Source organism: Streptomyces sp. NPDC034084 (genome assembly GCF_055575535.1).
In genome coordinates, this window is the sequence record NZ_JBVISK010000004.1 from 125,530 (window position 1) to 148,471 (window position 22,942).

Sequence of the window (22,942 nt, forward strand, 5' to 3'; positions counted from 1 at the left end):
GGTCGCGTGAGCGAGATACCTGAGACGGCGAGCGGCGGCGTCGTGTGGCAGAGCAGCCCGCCCGGCTCCATCTATGACTACATCAGGGTGGCGTCGTTCTCGATCGGGCCCGACGGCCTCGTCGAGCAGTGGAGCCGACGGGCCGTGGACCTCTTCGGGGTCACCGCCGAGGAGGCCAGGGGCAAGGACCCCGTCGAGGCCTTCATGCCCGCCGACCTGCGCGAGCGCGGCCACCGACGGGTCAAGGAGATACTCGACGGCAAGGAGTGGACGGGCCTCGTCCCGTTCCGCATGCCCGGCGAGGACCGGCCCCGGGGCATCGCCGAGATGTACGTCATGCCGAGCGAGACCCAGACCGGGGAACGGGCCGCGCTGTGCATCGTCGTCGACGTCCGCGCCCTGCGACGCATCGAGACCGACCTCGCCGCTTCCCAGGCGATATTCGGCCAATCCCCCTTCGGTTTCCTTCTCTTCGGCACCGACCTCACCGTGAAGCGGGCCAACCGGCGCTTCGCCACCGTCTTCGGCGGCGAGGCCGACGACCACCGGGGCCGGACCGTCCACGACTACCTGGGCCGCGCCGAGGCCGACCGGATGACCGCCGCCCTCCGGCGGGTTCTGGAGACCGGCGAGTCCGTCACCGACTTCCAGATCGTCGGCGCCGCCCCCGGCGCCAGGGACCGCCGCCACTGGTCCATCAACCTCTACCGCGTGCACAGCGGCTCCGGCCGCCCGATCGGCGTCGCGGGGCTCGGCATCGACGTCACCCGCCGCCACAACGCGGCCAGGGAAGCCGCCAACGCCCGCCGCAACCTCGCCCTCCTGAACGAGGCCGGCGCCCGCATCGGCAACTCCCTCGACCTGGAGGCCACCGCCCGCGAACTCCTCGACGTCGCCGTCCCCGGCTTCTGCGACCTCGCCTCCGTCGACCTCTACCAGGGCCTCCTCACCGGCGACGAGGCCCCGCCCGGCCGGTGGGGGAACTCCCACGACGTCGGCTACGGGGCGGGCAGCGCCGAACTCCGCAGGGTCGCCGTCACCAGCGCCGTCTCCGACACCCCCCTCAGGACCGACGAGGGGCACGGCCCGGGAAGCGGCTGTTGCGGACCCGCCCCCATCGATGTCGGCGCCGTCCACCGCTACCCCTTCAACTCGCCCTGCGCCGGCGCCCTGCGCACCGGACGCCTCCGGACGGTCCCCGGCTCCGACGGAGACCTCGTCCAGTCCACCCTGGTCGTCCCGATGGTCGCCCACGACACCGTCGTCGGCCTCGTCCAGTTCTCCCGCGCCAAGGGCAGCGAACCCTTCGGGGAGCGCGACCGGGCCCTCGCCGTCGAACTCGCCGCCCGCGCCGCCGTCTGCATCGACAACGCGCGCCTCTACCGCCGCGAGCACGAGCGGGCCCTGATCCTCCAGCGCAGCCTGCTCCCGCCCGGTGACCCCGAGGCCGCGGGACTCGACATCGCCTGCCGCTACCTCCCCGGCACGGCCGCCACCGAGGTCGGCGGCGACTGGTTCGACGTCATCGAACTTCCCGGCCACCGCACCGCCCTCGTCATCGGTGACGTCATGGGCCGCGGCCTGCGCGCCGCCGTCGCCATGGGCGAACTCCGCACCGCCGTCCGCACCCTCGCCCAGCTCGACCTGGAACCCGCCGAGGTCCTCTCCCACCTCGACGAGATCGCCCGCGGCCTGGGCGCCCCCATCGGCGCACAGCAGTCCCGCACCCACAAGAACCGGGGCCCCGAACTCTCCGAGGTCTACCTCGCCACCTGCGTCTACGCCGTCTACGACCCGGTCACCCGCCGCTGCACCTTCGCCAACGCCGGGCACCTCCCGCCGGTGCTCGTCGAACCCGGCGAGGAGGCCCTGCTCCTCGACGTGCCCCCCGGTATGCCGCTCGGCGTCGGCGGGGAACCCTTCGAGGAGGTCGAGGTCGAACTGCCCGAGGGCGCCCTCCTCGCCCTCTACACCGACGGGCTCGTCGAGTCCCGCGACCACCCCCTGGACGAAGGCCTCCATGCCTTCCGGCGCGCCCTCACCGACCCGGCGCCCCCGCTGGAGGACGTCTGCGACCGGGTCCTCACCAGCCTGAACACCGGACACGGCGAAGACGACATCGCCCTGCTCATGGCCAGGATCCAGGGACTGCCCAGCGAGGCCGTCGGCGACTGGCGGCTGCCCCGGGAACCCCGCTCGGTCGGCCGCGCCCGCGAACTCGCCCGCGTCCAGCTCGCGGCCTGGGACCTCGAACCGCTCGTCGACACCGTCGAACTCCTCGTCAGCGAACTGGTCACCAACGCCCTGCGCTACGGCGAGGGGGACATCCGGCTGCGCCTGCTGCGCGACCGCACCCTCGTCTGCGAGGTCTGGGACGCCGGCCTGGTCCAGCCGCGGCGCCGCAGGGCCCGGGACACCGACGAGGGCGGCCGCGGCCTCCAGCTCGTCGGGCTCCTCTCGTCCTCCTGGGGCTCGCGCCGCACCCCGCGCGGCAAGACCGTCTGGTTCGAACTGGACCTGCCGGACGGCGAAGGGGCGGCGGAACCCACGGTGGAACAGCTCCTCAGCATGTTCTGAGACGCACCCCGTCACGGCCCCGAGAAGCCGCCGGATCAGGCCTTGAGCGCGGCCAGCCGGGCCTCGATCTCGGCGCTGTCGCCGAGCGCGTCCAACTGCTCGAACTGCGCGTCCAGCGAGGAGGCGGCGAGCTCCTGCTCGCCCAGCGCCCGGGCCTCCTCCCGGCGCACCTTGTCCTCGAAGCGGCTGAGCTCGCTCGTCGGATCGAGCACGTCGACGCTCTTCACCGCGTCCGTCATCCTGTTCTGCGCCCGGGCCGACGCGGCGCGGGCCACCAGCTCGTCGCGCTTCGCCCGCAGCTCGCCCAGCTTCGCCTTCATCCGGTCCAGACCCGTCCTGAGCTTCGCCACCACATCGCTCTGCGCGGCGATCGTCGGCTCCGCCGTCCGCGCCTCCTTCTCCGACTGCAGCTGGCGGCCCAGCGCCACCTTCGCCAGGTTGTCGAAGCGGTCCGCCTCCGCCGTCCGCCCGCCGCTCCGCAGCTCGTCCGCCTTCCGGCTCGCGGCGAGCGCCTTACCGCCCCACTCCTTCGCCGCCTCCACGTCCTCCTGATGGTCCTGTTCCATCAGCCGGAGGTTGCCGATGGTCGCCGCCACCGCCTCCTCCGCCTCCGCGATGTTGTCCGCGTAGTCGCGGATCAGCTGGTCCAGCATCTTCTGCGGATCCTCCGCCTGGTCGAGGAGGGCGTTGATGTTCGCCTTCGCCAGCTGGGTGACCCGGCCGAGGACGGTCTGCTTGCTGCTCATGGCTCTTCTCCTTGAAAGGGACAGAAGCGAGAGGACGGCCGTCCTCAGAAACGGCCCCCGCCGCCCAGCCGGCCGCGCGTGCCGCTGCCGCCGAAGCTGCCGGGCCCGCCGCCGAAACCTCCGCCCCCGAAACCCCCGCCTCCGCCACCCGCACGTCCACCGAACCCCTCGGGTCCGCCTCCCCTTCCACCACCGAACAGTCCGCCGAGGATGATGCCGCCGAGCACCGCACCGCCGAGCCCGCCGCCACCGCTTCCTCCCACCCCTGTCACACCGCCCAGGCCGTTCGGGTTCCCATACGTGCGGACGTCCTGCTCCGCGAGGTCCTGGGCGCGCCGAGCCAGCGCGTCCGCCTGCCGCGCCTCCACCAGCGCCGCCTGCGGGTCCTCGGCGGCGGCCGGCGACCGCGCCTTCTCCCAGCGTCGCTGGGCCTCGGCGAGGCGCGTACGGGCCTCGCTGCCCACCGCGCCCCGGTGCGTGGTGATGTAGTCGGAGGCCGCCCCGATCGCCGAACGGGCCGTCAGCATCACCTGATCGAGGAGCGCGCGGGCGCGCCGCGCATCCGACTCGCGCTCCCGTGCGCCCTCCAGCGTCTCGTCGAGCGCCGTGTCGGCCTCCTCGACCCGGCGCAGCGCGTCGATCGGGTCGTACCGCCCGGCGTCCACACCGCGCCGCACCTCCGCGAGCACCGAGTCGGCGCGGGCGATCCGCCCCTGGAGATCGGCCGTGGACACCCCCTCGGCGATCCCCCGCAACAGCCCACGGGCCTCCGCCAGGTCCGCGTCGGTCTCCACGAGCGCGCCCGGCAGCTTCCCCACGGCCTCGGCCAGTTCCCGCGCCCGCCGGTCCACTGCCTCGATCAGCCGGGCCGCCTGGTCCACGGCGCCCTCGGCGGCCCGGATGTGCACCGCCGCCCCGCCGTTGTCACCGGCGTCGATCTGCTGCCGGGCCTGGTTGACGTGGGTCGTCGCGAACACGAGCCGGTCCTTCGCCTGCTCGACGTCACCGCCCACCGGCGCGGCGGCCGTCTCGGCGTAGCGCTCGCGCATCGCCGTCAGCGCCGCCTCCGCCGTCCCGATCCGCCCGGTCTGCTCACGGAAGGCCGCCTCGACCGTGGCCAGCGCCTCGGGGGCCGAGCGCTCCAGGGCCCGGAGCCGGTCGAAGTCCTCCGTCTCGGCGTCGAGACGCGCGTTGGCCTCGGCGCAGCGGCGGAGGATCTCGTCCAGCATGCCGCGGCGGGTCGCGTCGTCCTCGGGGAAGGAGTCGTCGAGCTTCTGCCGCAGCCGGAACGAGGCCGTCAGCTGCTCCGCGGCGAAATCGACCGCCTCGGTGAAGGGGCGTACCGCCTCGTCGCCGAACTGGGCGGACGCGAAGCCGAGTTCCTCCTGGCTGGTGCGGACGGCGTCGTCGGTGGCGACCAGCGTCCTGCGGGCCGCTCCGTCGAGTTCGGCCAGGGTCGGCGGCGCGGTCTCCTTCGGCGGGACCCAGCCCTGGCCGCCCCGAGGGGTGGTGCGGGTCTCGGTCCGGCGCCGCCGTCTGGTGTACGCGTAGGCCGCCACGGCCCCCGCGCCGCCGACGAGGACCACGGGCAGGACGAGATCGGTGGCCGAGGTGCCGTCGTCGGCGGCGCCGGGGTCGGCGGGCCCGGGGGTGAGCGTCGGGGCGGGGACGGGCCGGCCGGCCAGGACGGCGCCGTAGCCGTTCGCCGCGCCGACGGCGGCACCGGCCCAGTCGTTCCGCCGCAGGGCCGGTTCGATGGCGGTCCGCGCGACCTCGTCGAGCTGGGCCTGGGTGAAGCGGGAGCCGGGGTCGGCGGAATAGCCGTACTGCCGGTCGTGGGTGGCGACGGCGAGCAGGACGTCGTCGAGCCCGAGCGTGTTGCGCTCGGCGGTGGCGTCGGCCCAGCTCTGGCCCGAGCGGCCGGAGAAGTCCCGTACGTAGACGACGAAGAGCTGGACGCGCCGGTCGTCGTAGAGCCGGTCGAGGGCCTGGACCACGGAGGCGCGGCGGTCGTCGCCGAGGGCGCCCACCCGGTCGGTGATCTGCCCCTCCCGGGACAGGACGACGGGGTCGTCGGCGTGGGCACCGTGTACGGCGGGCACGAGGAGCCACCACGCCGCCACCAGCACCGCGAGAAGGGCTCGGGCGGCTATTCGCGTCACAAAGGGGAGGTTATGTCCGTGTATGCGGGCCCGCGACCGGACCCCCGCCGTCCGGAAACGGTCCGTCTCGCCAGAACGTCACTGTCAGTAGCCACCGCTACGGTGGTTTCCAGTGACGCGACGGCTCTTGGGGGGCTCGGGTGGACGGACGGTTGAGGCGTGTGTGGAGGCGGGGACGCTGGTGGGTCCTCGGCCTCGTCCTGCTGCTCGTGGTGCCCCCGCTCTTCGGGGCCCTGGCGCTGCGCGTCAGTTACACCGGCGACCTGAGGGACGACGCGAGGACCCGAGGCAAGGACGCCTTCTGGATCGGGCACGCCTGGGTCGACGGACGGAAGAAGGACGCCGACCTCACGGCCCTCGCCGCCCGTCTGAAGGGCACCGGCATACGCGATCTGTACGTGCACGCCGGCCCCCTGGAGCACGACGGCACCCTGCCGGCGGCGAAGTACCCGCGCGCGAAGTGGCTGATCGAGGGCGTGCACCGCGCGATACCCGGGATACGGGTCCAGGCCTGGCTGGGCGACGTCCTCGCCAGCGAGGGGCCCGTGGGGCTGCGCCTGGAGGACGCCGGGTCCCGCCGCGCCGTGGTGGGTTCGGCCCGGCAGATCCTCGACGCCGGCTTCGACGGGGTCCACTTCGATCTGGAGCCGCTGCACTCCGACGACGGGGACTACCTCTCGCTCCTCGACGACCTCGGGAGGCTGACCCGGGCCCGGAAGGTCCCGCTGTCGGTCGCCGCCCACCAGATCGACCCGCTGCCCGGCGCCCACACGGCCCTGGGTTCGGCCGGCGGGAGCGAGAAGTGGTGGTCGCAGGAGTTCTTCGGCGAGGTCGCCCGGCGCGTGGACCAGATCGCCGTCATGTCGTACGACTCCTGGATGCCGCTGGAGAGCCTCTACGGCGGGTACGTCGCCCAGCAGACGGCCCTCGCCCTCGAAGTGACCCCCGAGACCACCGACCTGCTCATGGGCCTTCCCTTCTTCCACGAGGACGACCTCGGTCACCACGAGGACGCGGAGACGGTCGCCGCGGCGGTCAAGGGCGCGAGACTCGGCCTCGGCCGCACCGACCCCGGGCGCGAGCGGTTCGGCCTGGCCCTGTACGTCGACTTCGCCGCACGGGAGGAGGACTGGACGGCCTACCGGGCGGGCTGGCTCTGAGCGAGCGGACCCCGGGCGCCGGGGCGGGACCTGGCGGAGGAGGATGGTGCCGGGCGGCCGCGGCCGGTCGCCGGCGAGGGGGGTACGTCATGACCAGCCGTCTGCTGATGCCGGTCCGCGCGCGTGACGAGCACGCGCGAGCGCGGGAGGTCCCCGGGTCCACCCGGTCCACCCCGATCCTGGACCTGGAGCATCCGCTCGTGACCGCGCTCGTGGCCCGGGTGCTGCGCGAGTCCGAGGCGCGGGGAGCGGTCACCGACCGTGCCCGGCTCCAGGTGGCGCACGGCGTCCTCGTCACCGCCGTGCGGCCGGTGTACTCCGTCGAGGACCGGCGCCGGGTGTCGCGGACGCTGCGGCTCGGGCGCGGCTCGTGCAGCCAGCGGATGGCGGTCCTGGAGGCGGTGGCCCGGTCCCTCGGCGTGGGGACCCGGGTGCGCGGCCTGCTCGTCGACGGCGCCTTCTGGTACCCGAGGTTCCCGAAGCTCCGCCCGTTCGTCCCGGAGGAGGTGCTCCTGGCCTGGCCGGAGTTCCGGCTCGAAGAGGCGGCCGGCGGCGTCTGGGTGCCGATCGCCGAGCTGTTCACCCGACTCGGCCCGGCCGGCTCCGCCGGGCGCGACGGCGGGTTCACCAACTCCGGCGCCGAGACGCTCTTCGAGGCCCTCGCCCGGACCACCGTCGACTGGGACGCCCCGGCCGCGTGCGCCGGATCGGCTCCCTGTGACCTGTCCGCCCACCTCCGTACGGATCTCGGCCGCTTCTCCTCGCGCGACGAGCTGTTCGACCGTCACGGGCAGACCCTGTGCCGCCCCGCCCGCACCCTCGCCGAGCCGGTCCTCGGCCGCTGGAGCGCGGGCACGGCGGCCTGAAGCATGCCTGAGCATGCGTGAGCAGGCCTCAAGCAGCCGAGCAGGTTCACCGGGCGCCACGACCGTTCCATCGCCGGACGGTCCCCGCGGGTGTGCCCGCCCCGGGACTCGGTGTGCTCCAGGGCGGCCCGCGCGACGCACTCGCCGACCAGGAGCATGTTCCGCAGGTCGAGTGCGAGGTGCCGGCCGGGGTTGAACCGGTCGCCGCTCCGTCTTACGGCGCCTGGCGGTCGCGAGCGCCCAGTCCCTCGTCGTCCGTGTCCCTACACAGCCCGCTGTCGTACGGCGTGTCGGGGATGGTCACCAGACTCTCGGCGCGGCCGGCGGCCGGTGTGGGAGGCGCGCTCCGCTCCGCCACGACGCGGCGCTCCAGCTCCGCGACCGCGAGCTCCAGGTCCCGCAGGCGACGCTTGACGGCCGCCAGATCGTCCTGAACGGACATGGGTCGCCCTCACTTCCGCGAGCGGCTTCGGCAGGAGTGTCGCGCGTCGCATCCCGCTTGGGAAGCCATGTGCACGGGTTTGCACCCGTCCGGAGCGCCCGGTCCCGTCGGGGTTGAGCCGCACGAGTGGCGTTCGCCGGTCGTGCCGCCGTGTCGCCGTGGCCGAATCCGCTCCGTCCTTTTCAGTGTATGAGCAATAGGTCTGATCATCTCCTAATGGAATAAATCTGGACGAAGGGGTACAAGTCATGTCCCAGATCGGCGCCCCTCGCGGGAGGACATGCTCCAGGAGCCCGCGCTCCCGCACGCTCCGCTCCGTCGCCACCCTCACCAGCGCGGTCCTCGCCGTCACCGTCCTCGCCGGCTGCAGCTCCGGCGACGAGGCCGACGAAGCCCCCGCCGCCGCCCAGGACAACGCGCCCGCGCCCCGCGAACGGGTCGCCGACGGCGGCACCCTTCGCTGGGCCGTCGACGCGCTGCCCACCACGCTCAACACCTTCCAGGCCGACGCCGACGGCACCACCTCCCGCATCGCCGGAGCCGTCCTCCCCTCCCTCTACACGCTCGACGAGCGGGGCCGGCCACAGCGGAACCCCGACTACCTGGAATCCGCGCAGGTCATCGAGACCGAGCCCAAGCAGGTCGTCCTCTACAAGCTCAACCAGCAGGCGGTGTGGAGCGACGGACGCGAGATCGGTGCCCCCGACTTCGTGGCCCAGTGGCGAGCCCTGAGCGGCCGCGACACCGCGTACTGGACCGCCCGGAACTCCGGCTACGAGCGGATCGAGAAGATCGAGCGGGGCAAGAACGACCTGGAGGTGCGGGTCACCTTCGCCAAGCCCTACGCCGACTGGCAGTCCCTCTTCACGCCCCTCTACCCCAAGCAGGTGATGGGCTCTCCGAACTCCTTCAACGACGGGGCGCGCGCCACCCTCAAGGCCACCGCAGGACCGTTCCTGCTGCAGGGGATCGACCGGGAGGGCGGCGATGTCACCCTCGCCCGCAACCCCCGCTGGTGGGGCCAGCCCGCCAAGCTCGACACCGTCGTCCTCAAGGCCGTGCCCCGGGCCGACCGGGCGGCCGCGCTCGCCGCGGGCAGCCTCGACCTGGCCGAGATCGACCGGTCCGTGGCCGAGCGGATCTCCCTCGCGGTCCGGGACGCCCGCGCCGGCCGGAACGGCGCCCAGGCCGCCCTCGCCCACGGCCCCGGTTCCGCGATCACCCCCGCCAAGGCCCTGAGGTCCTGGGCCCTCGCCCACGGCTCCGACGACGAGAAGGCGGCGGAGGTCAAGGCCGCCCGCCGGCAGAACCAGGAGGCGATCGCCCGGTACGCCCGTGCCCAGGACGCCCTGGCGAAGTACGTGGTCCGCAAGTCCCTGGAGCCCGCCTACACCCAGCTCTCGCTGAACGGCGAGTCCGGCCCGCTGGCCGATGAGCGGGTACGGCGCGCGGTGGCCCGCGCCATCAACCGCCAGGAGCTGGCCGAATCCGTACTGGGGCCCCTCGGCCTCCCCGCCAAGCCCCCCGGCAGCCACCTCGCCCTCGCGGGGCAGGCGGCGTACGCGGACAGCAGCGACGCGCTCGGCGGCCAGGACACCGCAGAGGCGCAGGCGCTCCTCGCCGACGCGGGCTGGGTCCCGGGCGGCGCGCTCCGCAAGCCCGCCGGCACCAAGGCCGGCAGCGAGGCGGAGACCAAGGAGCAGGAGAAGAAGGAGCAGGAGAAGAAGGAGGAAGGGGAGAAGGAGGCGGAGAAGAAGTCCGAGGGCTCCACCGACGCCAAGAAGAAGGGGAGCGACACCGCCTCCGACGAGGGCCTCTACATCGTCGGCGACGACAAGCCCGGCGACCGCCGCGCCCTCCCCGCCCCCGTGATCGGCGCGAACGGCCCCGAGAACGGCACCAACGTCCTCGCCCCGGCCCCCGCCGCCGCCCGCGAGAGCGCCGCGCTCCTCGCCCGCGCCGAGGCGCTCGACACCGGCGCGGGCTCGGCCGCCCGGGCCGGCGCCCGGTCCGCCGCCAAGCCGGACCAGGGGATGGCCGGCGCCTACGCCCCGCGCGGCACCGCCGCCCCCGTGACGGCGCCCGACGCCGCCAAGGCCCTCGGCAAGGACGGCAAGGCGCTCAGCCTCCGCTTCGTCCTGCCCTCGGGGCCCGGCTCCGAGTCGCTGCGGGCGGTCGGGGACCGGATCGTCCGGATGCTCGACGCGGTCGGGATCCGTACCGCGGTCACCAAGGTGTCCGACGACAGCTTCTTCAAGGACCACATCGCCTCGGGCGACTACGACCTGGCCCTCTACTCCTGGCCGGCCTCCGCCTTCCCGGCGACCGACGCCCGCCCGATCTTCGCCAAGCCCGAGCCGGCCTCGGACGGCTCGCTCCTGGTCGAGCAGAACTACTCCCGGGTCGGCACCGACCGCATCGACCAGCTGTTCGACCAGGCGGCGGGGACGCTCGACGAGGAGGAGGCCCGCGAGCTGGTCCGTCAGGCCGACGCCCGGATCTGGGCCGCGGCCGGTTCCATCCCCCTCTACCAGCGCCCGCAGCTCGTCGCCGCCAGGGCCGATCTGGTGAACGCCGGGGCCTGGGGGCTCGCCGCTCCTCGCTACCAGGACATCGGCTTCAAGAAGCCCGAATCCTCCAAGGGTGCCGAACGAAACCGCTGAAACCTCCGAAACCGCAGGTCACAACCTCAGAACCAGCTCAAGTACCTTGCCCGCCGGTGATCCCGGCGGGCAGGATCGCGTCGGCCCCTTGACCCGGTCGCACGACCTCCCCCACACCCTTGTGAACCACCGGTAAGACCTCTTGGATCTTGGCCGGGGAAGCCCCTCGCGTGGCAGCCCCGTACCATAGGACATAGCCGTGGCGCGTCCGCCCGGCGGGCGTACGAGGAACTGACGCCGCATCCCACGATCCGAGAGAAGCGCAAGCACCCATGCCCACGCGCCACGACATCCGTAACGTCGCCATCGTCGCCCACGTCGACCACGGCAAGACGACCATCGTCGACGCCATGCTCAAGCAGGCCGGTGCCTTCGCCGCCCACCAGCAGCTCGACGACCGCATGATGGACTCGAACGACCTGGAGCGTGAGAAGGGCATCACGATCCTCGCCAAGAACACGGCGGTGAAGTATCACCCCAAGGACGGCGGGGCCCCGATCACGATCAACATCATCGACACCCCCGGTCACGCCGACTTCGGTGGCGAGGTCGAGCGCGGTCTGTCGATGGTGGACGCGGTCGTCCTCCTCGTCGACGCCTCCGAGGGCCCGCTCCCGCAGACCCGCTTCGTGCTGCGCAAGGCCCTCCAGGCCCGGATGCCCGTCATCCTCTGCATCAACAAGACGGACCGCCCGGACTCCCGGATCGACGAGGTCGTCAACGAGACGTACGACCTCTTCCTGGACCTGGACGCGGACGAGGACCAGATCGAGTTCCCGATCGTCTACGCCTGCGGCCGTGACGGCATCGCCTCGCTGACCAAGCCCGAGGACGGCACCGTCCCCGCCGACAGCGACAGCCTGGAGCCGTTCTTCTCCACCATCCTGGAGCACGTCCCGGCCCCGTCGTACGAGGAGGACGCGCCGCTCCAGGCCCACGTCACCAACCTCGACGCCGACAACTTCCTCGGCCGCATCGCGCTGCTCCGCGTCGAGCAGGGCGAGCTGCGCAAGGGCCAGACGGTCGCGTGGATCAAGCGGGACGGCTCCATCTCCAACGTCCGCATCACCGAACTGATGATGACCGAGGCGCTCACCCGCAAGCCGGCCGAGGTCGCCGGCCCCGGTGACATCTGCGCCGTCGCCGGTATCCCGGACATCATGATCGGCGAGACCCTGGCCGACCCGGAGAACCCGATCGCGCTGCCGCTGATCACGGTCGACCAGCCGGCCATCTCGATGACCATCGGCACCAACACCTCGCCGCTCGTCGGCCGCGGTGGCACCGGCAAGGGCGCGGACGCCAAGTCCGCCGTCAAGGACCGCAAGGTCACCGCGCGCCAGGTGAAGGACCGCCTGGACCGCGAGCTCATCGGTAACGTCTCGCTCCGCGTCCTGGAGACCGAGCGTCCGGACGCCTGGGAGGTCCAGGGCCGTGGTGAGCTCGCCCTCGCCATCCTGGTCGAGCAGATGCGCCGCGAGGGCTTCGAGCTGACCATCGGCAAGCCGCAGGTCGTCACCAAGATGGTCGACGGCAAGGTGCACGAGCCCGTCGAGCGCCTCACGGTCGACGTCCCCGAGGAGCACATGGGCGCGGTCACGCAGCTCATGGGTGTCCGCAAGGGCCGCATGGACAACATGTCGAACCACGGCTCCGGCTGGGTCCGCATGGAGTTCGTCGTTCCGTCGCGTGGCCTCATCGGCTTCCGTACGGAGTTCCTCACCAACACCCGCGGTACGGGTATCGCGCACTCGATCCACGAGGGTCACGAGCCGTGGTTCGGCACCCTGACGACCCGCAACAACGGTTCGCTGGTCGCCGACCGCGCGGGCGCGGTCACCGCCTTCGCGATGACCAACCTCCAGGAGCGCGGCGTCCTCTTCGTGGACCCGGGCACCGAGGTCTACGAGGGCATGATCGTCGGCGAGAACTCCCGCTCCGACGACATGGACGTGAACATCACCAAGGAGAAGAAGCTCACCAACATGCGCTCCTCCTCCGCCGACTCCTTCGAGGCGATCGTCCCGCCGCGGAAGCTCTCCCTGGAGCAGTCCCTGGAGTTCTGCCGCGACGACGAGTGCGTCGAGGTCACCCCGGAGGCCGTGCGCATCCGCAAGGTCGTCCTGGACCAGAAGGAGCGCGGCCGTTCCGCTTCCCGCGCCAAGAACGGCTGAGCAAGGTCGCATACGGCCGGGTACGGCGGGGTAGGTCACGGTCCTGTGATCTACGCCGCTCTCGGCTGATGTGACGTCAGCACCGGAGCCCGGGCCCCCACAGACGCTGTGGGGGCCCGGGCTTTTCGTCAAGTTCCGTCAACTTCATTTCGGAGGCGAGCTGTCCGCATATCGGCGATCGCTCTCCGGTACGTGTGTTAACGGTCCGTTTCGCGGGTGTCTGTCTGTGCTCAGTTTGTCCGGATTTCGGTCATCCGGACCTTGGCGATGTTGTCAAAACGAGACCACTTAAGTGTGGTTTACAGCCCGGACGTACTTAATAGTTGGCTCCATTGAGCTCGGGTCAATGGGTCACGCACTGTGGGGAGTGCCGACTCACGAGCACACTCGGGGCACTTGAGTACAAAGCCGTCAGGGGTGTCGGCGAACTCGGAGTGCCCTTCTTGTAGTGACAAAGTGGACTCATGAGGAGGAACCCATGCGCGGTGCCAAGAGCGCCAAGTGGGTAACGGGCGCGATCATCGTTGCCCTTGCTGCGACCGCCTGTGGCGGGGGTAAGAGCGGTACCGGCGACGACGCCAAGGGCGCTGTTGACCCGAACGGAATCTTCTCCATCGAGCTGGGTGAGCCTGAGAAGCCCCTGCTCACCGGCGACACGATGGAGTCCAACGGCTCCGCCGTCATGGCGGGCCTGTTCTCGACCCTGGTCGACTACAAGGCCGACGGCTCCCTGGAGATGATCAACGCCGAGTCGGTCACCACGACGGACTCGAAGACCTGGACCGTCAAGCTCAAGCCGGGCTGGACCTTCCACGACGGCACCCCGGTGACCTCCAAGTCCTACGTGGACGCGTGGAACTGGAACGCCAGCCTGAAGAACGCCCAGGGCCTCGCGTCCTGGTTCGCGGACATCAAGGGCTACGACAAGGTCCACCCGGACGCCGAGGGCGCGAAGCAGACCGCCGACAAGCTCGAGGGTCTGAAGGTCGTCGACGAGAACACCTTCACGATCGAGCTCTCGAAGGCCGTTCCGTACTTCGGCCACAAGCTCGCCTACATCGTCTTCGCCCCGCTCCCGGCGTCCTTCTACAAGGACCCGGTCGCCGGCGGCCAGAAGCCGGTCGGCAACGGTCCCTACAAGTTCAAGAGCTGGGACCACAAGAAGAAGATCGAGATCACCCGGTTCGACGGCTACAAGGGCCCGAACAAGGCGAAGAACGGCGGTGTGGTCTTCAAGAACTACACCACCCTCGAGGCCGCGTACGAGGACCTGAAGTCCGGCAACGTCGACGTCCTGCGTCAGCTCGCGCCGAAGGACCTCCCGGTCTACCGCCAGGACCTCGGCGACCGCGCCGTGGACCAGCCGTACTCCGCGATCCAGACCGTCGCCGTCGCCTTCTACTCCGACCAGTGGAAGAAGCCGAAGCTGGTCGACCCGCGCGTCATCCAGGGTCTGTCCATGGCGATCGACCGCGCCACCATCACCAAGACGGTGCTGAACGGCACGCGTGAGCCCGCGACCGGCTGGGTCGCGAAGGGTGTCCTGGGCTTCCAGGAGGACGGTGGCGCCGGCGTCACCAAGTTCGACCCCGCCAAGGCCAAGGAGCTCATCAAGGCCGGCGGTGGCGTCCCGAACAACAAGATCTCCATCCAGTACAACGCCGACGGTGGCCACAAGGAGTGGGTGGACGCGGTCTGCAACTCCATCCAGCAGTCCACCGGTGTCCAGTGCGTCGGCGACGGCAAGCCGGACTTCCAGGCCGACCTGACCGCTCGTAAGACCAAGCAGGTCAAGTCGCTCTACCGCTCCGGCTGGGTGCTCGACTACCCGGTGAACGCCAACTTCATCTCGGACCTGTTCCGCACGGGTGCGGGCGGCAACCAGGGCGACTTCTCCAACAAGGAGCTGGACGCCAAGATCGCCAAGGCCGACTCCGCCAAGACGCTCGACGAGTCCGTCAAGGCGTACCAGGCGATCGAGAAGGACCTCAAGAACTACATGCCGTCCATCCCGCTCTGGTACTACAAGGTCAACGCGGGCTACTCCGAGAAGGTTTCGGGCGTGGCCTACGGTCAGGACGGCGACCCGATCCTGACCGGCGTCGAGGTCAAGAAGTAATCACCCAAGCGTAGTCCGCACGCCGTCACGGGACTGACGGAACGTCAGTCCCGTCTCGGTGCCTTACGCAGCGGCTGGGGGGCCCTTCCACGACATCAGCGTGCCCGGATCCGGGCATGTCGTCGGGGGAGGGCCCGTCGGTTGCGCTGTCACATCTCAACGGAGGCATGATGGGGCGTTATGTCGCACGACGACTGCTCCAGATGATCCCGGTATTCCTCGGGACAACCCTGCTGATCTTCCTCATGGTGCACAGCCTGCCCGGTGACCCCGTGCTGGCGATGTTCGGCGACAAGGGCGCCGACCCGGCGACGCTCGCCGCGAAGCGCCACGAGCTGGGTCTCGACAGGCCGCAGTGGGAGCAGTACGTCACGTACATGTGGGACATGATCTGGCACCAGGACTTCGGTACCCAGCTCCGGAACGGTCGACCGGTCACCGAAGTGCTCGGAGACGCGTTCCCCATCACCCTTCAGCTGGCGGCCCTCGCATTCGCCATCGAGATGGTCTTCGGCATCGGCCTGGGCATCATCGGCGGTCTGCGCGCCGGCCGCCTGGCCGACAACCTGATCCTGATCTTCACCCTGCTGATCATCTCGATCCCGGTCTTCGTCCTCGGCTACATCATCAAGATGGTGTTCGCCTTCAACCTGGGCTGGATCGCACCGAACGTCAGCACCGAGCCGGTGCTCAGCGAGATGATCGCCCCCGCCATTGTGCTCGGCGGTCTCTCCCTCGCCTATGTGGCCCGGCTCACGCGTACGTCCATGGCGGAGAACCTGCGCGCCGACTACATGCGCACGGCCGTCGCGAAGGGCCTGCCGAAGCGCCGCGTCATCGGCGTCCACCTGATGCGCAACTCGATGATCCCCGTCGTCACCTTCCTCGGCACCGACATCGGCGCCCTCATGGGCGGCGCGGTCGTCACCGAGGCGATCTTCAACATCCACGGAATCGGCGGTGTCATCGCCGACTCGATCTCTCGGCGCGAGGGTTCGACCCTGGTGGGCCTCGTCACCATCCTGGTGATCGTCTACCTCGTCACCAGCCTGCTCATCGACCTGCTGTACGCGGTCCTGGACCCGAGGATCCGGTATGCCTGACGTGACCAAGACCGCAGCCGCGGCCGTCGAGGACGCCATCGCCCCGCCTCTGGTGGACTCGGGGCCGGCGCCGACGCAGGAGAAGGCCCGCAGCCTCTGGGGCGACGCCTGGGCCGACCTGCGCCGCAACCCGTACTTCATCGTCTCGTCGGTGCTGATCGCGCTGCTGCTGCTGATCTCGGCGTGGCCGACCCTCTTCACCAGCGCGTCGCCGACCGCGGGTGACCTGGTCCACCACTTCCTGAGCAAGCCCGAGCTGAGCAAGATCGGCTCGCCCGAGTGGCTGGGCTACGACGGCCAGGGCCGCTCGGTCTACGCCCGGCTGATCCACGGCACCCGTGCCTCGGTCACCGTCGGCATCGCCGTCACCGCGATCGTCACGATCGTCGGCGGCGTCATGGGCATGATCTCGGGCTACTTCGGCGGCTGGGTCGACGCGGTGCTCTCCCGGGTCACCGACGTCTTCTTCGGCATCCCGTTCCTGCTCGGTGCCATGGTCGTCCTGCAGGCCTTCATCGACCGGACCGTCTGGGTCGTCGTCTTCGCCCTCGCGTTCCTCGGCTGGACCCAGATCACCCGCGTCATGCGCGGTGCCGTGATCACGGTCAAGCAGGCCGACTACGTCCACGCGGCGAAGGCCCTCGGCGCCGGTACCACCCGGATCCTGTTCAAGCACATCCTGCCGAACGCCATGGCCCCGGTGATCGTCGTCGCGACCATCGCGCTCGGTGGTTACATCTCGGCCGAGGCGACCCTGTCCTTCCTCGGTCTGGGCCTCGCCGCCCCGACCGTCTCGTGGGGTGTCGACATCTCCGCGGGTGTCGCCCAGATCCGAGTGGCCCCGCACGTCCTGCTCTGGCCCTCGATCATGCTGAGCATCACCGTTCTGGCGTTCATCATGCTCGGCGAAGCCGTCCGCAACGCCCTCGACCCCAAGCTGCGCTGAGGAGGGCGTAACAGATGAGCACCATCGACAAGACCGCGGCCGTCCCCGCGCCGCGCGACGGCTCCGACCACACGGGTCCGCTGCTCGAAGTCCGTGACCTGCACGTCGAGTTCCACACCCGTGACGGTGTGGCCAAGGCGGTCAACGGCGTCAACTACTCGGTGAACGCCGGCGAGACCCTCGCCGTCCTCGGCGAGTCCGGCTCCGGCAAGTCCGTCACCGCCCAGGCCGTCATGGGCATCCTCGACATGCCGCCCGGCAAGATCCCGCAGGGCGAGATCCTGTTCCGGGGCCAGGACATGCTGAAGATGTCCGAGGAGGAGCGGCGGAAGATCCGCGGCCGGAAGATCGCGATGATCTTCCAGGACGCGCTGTCCTCCCTCAACCCGGTCCTCACCGTCGGCTACCAGCTCGGCGAGATGTTCCGCGTGCACCACGGCCTCTCCAAGAAGGACGCCAAGGTCAAGGCCGTCGAGCTGATGGACAAGGTCAAGATCCCCGCCGCCAAGGCGCGGGTCTCCGACTACCCCCACCAGTTCTCCGGCGGTATGCGCCAGCGCATCATGATCGCCATGGCGCTCGCCCTGGAGCCGGACCTGATCATCGCCGACGAGCCCACCACGGCTCTCGACGTGACCGTCCAGGCCCAGGTCATGGACCTCCTCGCGGAGCTCCAGCAGGAATACAACATGGGCCTGATCCTGATCACCCACGACCTCGGCGTCGTCGCCGACGTCGCGGACAAGATCGCCGTGATGTACGCCGGCCGGATCGTCGAGCAGGCGCCGGTGCACGAGCTGTACAAGCGCCCGGCCCACCCGTACACCCGGGGTCTGCTGGACTCGATCCCGCGCCTGGACCAGAAGGGCCAGGAGCTCTACGCGATCAAGGGCCTGCCGCCCAACCTGCTCAAGGTGCCGACCGGCTGCGCCTTCAACCCGCGCTGCCCGAAGGCCGACGACATCTGTCGCACGGAGATCCCGGCCCTGGTGCCGGTCACCGAGCAGGACGGCGCGGACCTCCCGGGCCGTAAGAGCGCCTGCCACTTCTGGAAGGAGACGATCCATGGCTGACCTCAGCAAGACCGACGAGGCCGTGGCCGCCGCCCTCGACGCCCCTGTGGGCCGCGGCGAGCCGATCCTCCAGGTGCGTGGCCTGAAGAAGCACTTCCCGCTGACGCAGGGCATCCTCTTCAAGAAGCAGGTCGGCGCGGTCAAGGCCGTGGACGGGGTCTCCTTCGACCTCTACCAGGGCGAGACCCTCGGCATCGTGGGCGAGTCCGGCTGTGGCAAGTCCACGGTCGCCAAGCTCCTGATGAACCTGGAGCGGGCCACCGCCGGCGAGGTCTTCTACAAGGGCCAGGACATCACCAAGCTGTCCGGGCGCGCGCTGAAGGCGGTCCGCCGCAACATCCAGATGGTGTTCCAGGACCCGTACACCTCGCTGAACCCGCGCATGACGGTCGGCGACATCATCGGCGAGCCCTTCGACATCCACCCCGAGGTGGCCCCGAAGGGCGACCGGCGCCGCAAGGTGCAGGAGCTGCTCGACGTCGTCGGCCTGAACCCGGAGTACATCAACCGGTACCCGCACCAGTTCTCCGGCGGACAGCGCCAGCGCATCGGCATCGCCCGCGGCCTCGCGCTCAACCCGGAGATCATCATCTGCGACGAGCCGGTCTCGGCCCTGGACGTCTCCGTCCAGGCGCAGGTCATCAACCTGATGGGGAAGCTCCAGGACGAGTTCAACCTCTCCTACCTCTTCATCGCGCACGACCTTTCGATCGTCCGGCACATCTCGGACCGCGTCGGCGTCATGTACCTCGGCAAGATGGCCGAGATCGGTACGGACGAGGAGATCTACGAGCACCCGACGCACCCGTACACGCAGGCGCTGCTCTCCGCGGTGCCGGTGCCGGACCCGGAGGCCCGCGCGCACCGCGAGCGGATCATCCTCACCGGTGACGTCCCCTCGCCGGCCAACCCGCCGTCGGGTTGCAGCTTCCGCACCCGCTGCTGGAAGGCGCAGGAGAAGTGCGCCCAGGAGACGCCGGTCCTCGCGGTCCCGGAGCGCTTCCAGGGCGAGGACACCCCGGCCGCCCACTCCTCGGCGTGCCACTTCGCCGAGGAGAAGCAGGTCGTTCCGGTGCTCTGACGCACTGACACGCCGTCTGATCCGGCCCTGAGCCCCGAGAGGCCCCCGTCACCCGCAAGGGTGCCGGGGGCCTCTCGCGTTGCCGACGTCCCCGTGGCCACGGGGACCCGGACAGCGGTCGCCGAGATGCGCCCCTGTCCGGCTTGCGGTGATATGGGGGCCTAAGTCTCGGCAAGAGTATTGGGAGGCACTCCATGCGCGGAGCCACGCACGCCAAGTGGGCCGCACTGGCCACCGCCGTCGCGCTCGCGGCGACGGCCTGTGGCGGCGGTGACGACAGCGGCGGTGGCGGAGGGGCCGACGGCATCGTGAGTTCCTCGTGGGGCGACCCGCAGAACCCCCTGGAGCCCGCCAACACCAACGAGGTCCAGGGCGGCAAGGTCCTCTCCATGATCTTCCGGGGGCTCAAGCAGTACGACCCGAAGACCGGCGAGGCCAAGGACATGCTCGCCGAGAAGATCGACACCACCGACTCGCAGAACTTCACCATCACGGTCAAGAACGGCTGGACCTTCTCCAACGGCGAGAAGGTCACCGCGAAGTCCTTCGTCGACGCCTGGAACTACGCCGCCCACCTCAAGAACAACCAGAAGAACGCCTACTTCTTCGGCCAGATCGAGGGCTACGACAAGGTCCACCCCGAGAAGGGCGAGCCCACCGCCGAGACGATGTCCGGCCTCAAGGTGACGGGCCCCCAGACCTTCACGGTCAAGCTCACCCAGAAGTTCTCCACCTGGCCCATCACCCTCGGTTACGCGGCCTTCTCGCCGCTCCCGCAGGCCTTCTACACCGACCACGCCGGCTGGCTCTCGAAGCCCGTCGGCAACGGCCCGTACACCATCGACTCGTACTCCAAGGGCTCCCAGATGGCCCTCAAGCGCTGGGACGGCTACCCCGGCCCCGACAAGGCCCAGAACGGCGGCATCACCCTCAAGGTCTACACCGACAACAACACCGCCTACACGGACCTGACGGCAGGCAACCTCGACCTCGTCGACGACGTGCCCGCGTCCCAGCTCAAGAACGTCCAGGCGGACCTCGGCGACCGGTACATCAACGTCCCCGCCGGCATCATCCAGACCCTCTCGTTCCCGTTCTACGACCCGAACTGGAACAAGCCGGGTCAGGAGAAGCTCCGCCAGGGCCTGTCCATGGCGATCGACCGCGCCCAGATCACCGACACGATCTTCCAGAAGACCCGCACGCCCGCCGTCGACTGGACCTCGCCGGTCCTCGGCGAGGAGGGCGGCTACAAGGACGTCTGCGGCGACTTCTGCAAGTACGACGCGGCCCAGGCCAAGAAGCTCGTCGCCGAGGGCGGCGGCATCCCCGGCGGCACCATGAAGGTCTCGTACAACGCCGACACCGGCTCCCACAAGGAGTGGGTGGACGCCGTCTGCAACTCCATCAACCGCGCCCTGGGCGACAACAAGGCCTGCGTGGGCAACCCGGTCGGCACCTTCGCCGACTACCGCAACCAGGTCACCCAGTCGAAGATGCAGGGGCCGTTCCGGGCCGGCTGGCAGATGGACTACCCGCTCATCCAGAACTTCCTCCAGCCGCTGTACTACACCAACGCCTCGTCCAACGACGGCAAGTACTCCAGCCCCGAGTTCGACAAGCTGGTCAACGAGGCCAACGCCGAGGCCGACACGACGAAGGCCGTCGGGCTCTTCCAGCAGGCCGAGGAAGTCCTCCGGGACGACATGGGCGCCATCCCGCTCTGGTACCAGAACGGCAGCGCCGGCTACTCGGAACGGGTCACCGACGTCGCCCTGAACCCGTTCAGCGTCCCCGTCTACGACCAGATCAAGGTCAAGTGACGTCGTAGGGCCTGTCTGCGGCGTACGGCCCGGCCGGCGGACCTCCGCCCCGGGCCGTACGCCTTCCCCTCCCCGCCAATCCCCGGAGCCTGGCATGGGTCGATATGTGATCCGGCGGCTGCTGCAGATGATCCCGGTCTTCTTCGGCGCCACGCTGTTGATCTTCCTGATGGTGAACGTGATGGGCGACCCCGTCGCCGGGCTGTGCGGCGACCGCGCCTGCGACCCGGCGACCGCCGCCCAGCTGAAGAAGGAGTTCGGCCTCGACAAGCCGGTCTGGCAGCAATACCTGACCTACATGGGCAACGTCTTCACGGGGGACTTCGGCACCGCCTTCAACGGCCAGCCCGTCACCGAACTGATGGCCGACGCCTTCCCGGTGACGCTCCGGCTCACGATCGTCGCGATCCTCTTCGAGATCGTCATCGGCATCACCCTCGGCGTCGTCACCGGTCTCAAGCGCGGCCGCCCCGTCGACACCTCCGTCCTGCTGCTGACCCTGGTCGTCCTCTCCATCCCGACCTTCGTCACCGGCCTGCTCATCCAGCTCCTCCTGGGCGTCAAATGGGGCTGGATCAAGCCGGCCGTCTCACCCGAGGCGACCTTCGGCGAGCTCATCGTCCCCGGCCTCGTCCTCGCCTCCGTCTCCCTCGCGTACGTCACCCGCCTCACCCGGACCTCGATCGCCGAGAACAAGCGCGCCGACTACGTCCGCACCGCCGTCGCCAAGGGCCTGCCCCGCCGCCGGGTCATCACCCGCCACCTGCTGCGCAACAGCCTCATCCCCGTGGTGACGTTCATCGGCGCCGACATCGGCGCCCTCATGGGCGGGGCCATCGTCACCGAACGGATCTTCAACATCCACGGCGTCGGCTTCCAGCTCTACAACGGCATCGTCCGCCAGAGCACCCAGACCGTCGTCGGCTTCGTGACCATCCTCGTCCTGGTGTTCCTGCTGGCCAACCTCCTGGTCGACCTCCTGTACGCCGTCCTTGACCCGAGGATCCGCTATGCCTGAGCCGCTTGAGCCCCTTGAGTCGTACGAGAACGGCCGGGCGATCGCCCCGACCGGCGCCGGCGGCGCGTCCGATCTCGCGACGGCCGAAGCGGAGTCCCTGGAGAAGACACCCGGCGGCCCCCAGGGCACCGGCCCCGACAGGAAGCCCCGCTCCCTCTGGTCCGACGCCTGGCGCGACCTGCGCCGCAACCCCGTCTTCATCATCTCCGGGCTCGTCATCCTCTTCCTGGTCGTCATCTCCATCTGGCCCTCGCTGATCGCCTCCGGAGACCCGCTCGACTGCGACCTGGCCAAGGCTCAGGAAGGCTCCCAGCCCGGCCATCCCTTCGGCTTCAACGGCCAGGGCTGCGACGTCTACACCCGAACGGTCTACGGAGCACGCACCTCCGTCACCGTCGGCGTCTGCGCCACCCTCGGCGTCGCCGTCCTCGGCAGCGTCCTCGGCGGCCTCGCCGGCTTCTTCGGCGGAGCCTGGGACGGCTTCCTCTCCCGCATCACCGACGTCTTCTTCGCCATCCCCGTCGTGCTCGGCGGCCTCGTGCTCCTGTCCGTGGTCACCAACAACACCGTCTGGCCCGTCATCGGCTTCATGGTGCTCCTCGGCTGGCCGCAGCTCTCCCGCATCGCGCGCGGCTCGGTCATCACCGCCAAACAGAACGACTACGTCCAGGCCGCCCGCGCCCTCGGCGCGTCCAACTCCCGGATGCTGCTCCGGCACATCACGCCCAACGCCGTCGCCCCCGTGATCGTCGTCGCCACCATCGCGCTCGGTACGTACATCGCACTCGAGGCGACCCTGTCGTACCTCGGCGTCGGCCTGAAGCCGCCGACGGTCTCCTGGGGCATCGACATCTCCTCGGCGTCGCAGTACATCCGCAACGCGCCCCACATGCTGCTCTGGCCCGCCGGCGCGCTCGCGATCACCGTGCTCGCGTTCATCATGCTCGGCGACGCGGTGCGCGACGCCCTCGACCCGAAGCTGAGGTAGG

16 protein-coding genes and 1 pseudogene are annotated in these 22,942 nt (G+C 70.2%); 13 read left to right on the forward strand and 4 right to left on the reverse strand.

Annotated features, from left to right (window positions below; translation table 11 throughout):
* Nucleotides 1-6 precede the first annotated feature (6 nt).
* Entirely contained in the window at nt 7-2,577 is a 2,571-nt protein-coding gene (locus tag ACZ51I_RS15705) for a SpoIIE family protein phosphatase (RefSeq protein ID WP_468875895.1), read from the forward strand.
* Between the two features lie 35 nt (nt 2,578-2,612).
* Here the strand turns inward: ACZ51I_RS15705 and ACZ51I_RS15710 are convergent, their stop codons facing one another.
* Both ACZ51I_RS15710 and ACZ51I_RS15715 read right to left on the reverse strand, forming a co-directional pair.
* Nucleotides 2,613-3,323 carry a PspA/IM30 family protein gene (locus tag ACZ51I_RS15710; RefSeq protein WP_468875897.1) on the reverse strand — a complete coding sequence of 237 codons (711 nt, stop codon included), beginning with the start codon at nt 3,321-3,323 and terminating at the stop codon, nt 2,613-2,615.
* A gap of 44 nt (nt 3,324-3,367) precedes the next feature.
* Entirely contained in the window at nt 3,368-5,485 is a 2,118-nt protein-coding gene (locus ACZ51I_RS15715; RefSeq protein ID WP_468875899.1) for a TPM domain-containing protein, read from the reverse strand.
* Nucleotides 5,486-5,625: 140 nt separating this feature from the next.
* Here ACZ51I_RS15715 and ACZ51I_RS15720 point away from each other — a divergent pair, with 140 nt between their 5' ends.
* Nucleotides 5,626-6,645 carry a glycoside hydrolase family 18 protein gene (locus ACZ51I_RS15720; protein ID WP_468875901.1) on the forward strand — a complete coding sequence of 340 codons (1,020 nt, stop codon included), beginning with the start codon at nt 5,626-5,628 and terminating at the stop codon, nt 6,643-6,645.
* A gap of 89 nt (nt 6,646-6,734) precedes the next feature.
* Nucleotides 6,735-7,511: a transglutaminase domain-containing protein gene (locus tag ACZ51I_RS15725; RefSeq protein WP_468875903.1), complete on the forward strand. Its 777-nt coding sequence runs from the start codon at nt 6,735-6,737 to the stop codon at nt 7,509-7,511.
* Here ACZ51I_RS15725 and ACZ51I_RS15730 read toward each other — a convergent pair.
* Nucleotides 7,430-7,711 (reverse strand): annotated as a pseudogene (locus tag ACZ51I_RS15730) (fumarate reductase/succinate dehydrogenase flavoprotein subunit); the annotation flags it as partial. The gene ACZ51I_RS15725 and the pseudogene ACZ51I_RS15730 sit on opposite strands and share 82 nt — an antisense overlap.
* Nucleotides 7,712-7,725: 14 nt before the next feature.
* Nucleotides 7,726-7,953, reverse strand: coding sequence for a hypothetical protein (locus ACZ51I_RS15735; RefSeq protein WP_468875905.1), 228 nt, complete (start codon nt 7,951-7,953; stop codon nt 7,726-7,728).
* A gap of 248 nt (nt 7,954-8,201) precedes the next feature.
* Here ACZ51I_RS15735 and ACZ51I_RS15740 point away from each other — a divergent pair, with 248 nt between their 5' ends.
* The 10 genes from ACZ51I_RS15740 to ACZ51I_RS15785 all read left to right on the forward strand — a co-directional run bounded on the left by ACZ51I_RS15740 (nt 8,202) and on the right by ACZ51I_RS15785 (nt 22,941).
* Nucleotides 8,202-10,616, forward strand: coding sequence for an ABC transporter family substrate-binding protein (locus tag ACZ51I_RS15740; protein ID WP_468875907.1), 2,415 nt, complete (start codon nt 8,202-8,204; stop codon nt 10,614-10,616).
* Between the two features lie 272 nt (nt 10,617-10,888).
* Entirely contained in the window at nt 10,889-12,790 is a 1,902-nt protein-coding gene (gene typA / locus ACZ51I_RS15745; RefSeq protein WP_468875909.1) for a translational GTPase TypA, read from the forward strand.
* A 478-nt stretch (nt 12,791-13,268) separates the two neighbouring features.
* Nucleotides 13,269-14,909, forward strand: a complete 1,641-nt coding sequence (locus ACZ51I_RS15750; RefSeq protein WP_468875911.1) for a peptide ABC transporter substrate-binding protein — start codon at nt 13,269-13,271, stop codon at nt 14,907-14,909.
* 170 nt (nt 14,910-15,079) lie between these two features.
* Entirely contained in the window at nt 15,080-16,012 is a 933-nt protein-coding gene (locus ACZ51I_RS15755; protein WP_468876833.1) for an ABC transporter permease, read from the forward strand.
* Nucleotides 16,005-16,958, forward strand: coding sequence for an ABC transporter permease (locus ACZ51I_RS15760; protein ID WP_468875913.1), 954 nt, complete (start codon nt 16,005-16,007; stop codon nt 16,956-16,958). Before ACZ51I_RS15755 ends, ACZ51I_RS15760 begins: the two co-directional genes overlap by 8 nt.
* A gap of 14 nt (nt 16,959-16,972) precedes the next feature.
* The gene (locus ACZ51I_RS15765; RefSeq protein ID WP_468875915.1) at nt 16,973-18,031 is read left to right on the forward strand and encodes an ABC transporter ATP-binding protein; all 1,059 of its coding nucleotides are present in this window, start codon (nt 16,973-16,975) and stop codon (nt 18,029-18,031) included.
* Nucleotides 18,024-19,112 (forward strand): ABC transporter ATP-binding protein, encoded by a 1,089-nt coding sequence (locus ACZ51I_RS15770; RefSeq protein WP_468875917.1) that lies wholly within the window; start codon nt 18,024-18,026, stop codon nt 19,110-19,112. Before ACZ51I_RS15765 ends, ACZ51I_RS15770 begins: the two co-directional genes overlap by 8 nt.
* Nucleotides 19,113-19,306: 194 nt before the next feature.
* Nucleotides 19,307-20,935, forward strand: coding sequence for a peptide ABC transporter substrate-binding protein (locus ACZ51I_RS15775; RefSeq protein WP_468875919.1), 1,629 nt, complete (start codon nt 19,307-19,309; stop codon nt 20,933-20,935).
* Between the two features lie 94 nt (nt 20,936-21,029).
* The gene (locus ACZ51I_RS15780) at nt 21,030-21,953 is read left to right on the forward strand and encodes an ABC transporter permease (protein WP_468875921.1); all 924 of its coding nucleotides are present in this window, start codon (nt 21,030-21,032) and stop codon (nt 21,951-21,953) included.
* The gene (locus ACZ51I_RS15785) at nt 21,946-22,941 is read left to right on the forward strand and encodes an ABC transporter permease (protein ID WP_468875923.1); all 996 of its coding nucleotides are present in this window, start codon (nt 21,946-21,948) and stop codon (nt 22,939-22,941) included. Before ACZ51I_RS15780 ends, ACZ51I_RS15785 begins: the two co-directional genes overlap by 8 nt.
* Nucleotide 22,942 lies beyond the last annotated feature (1 nt).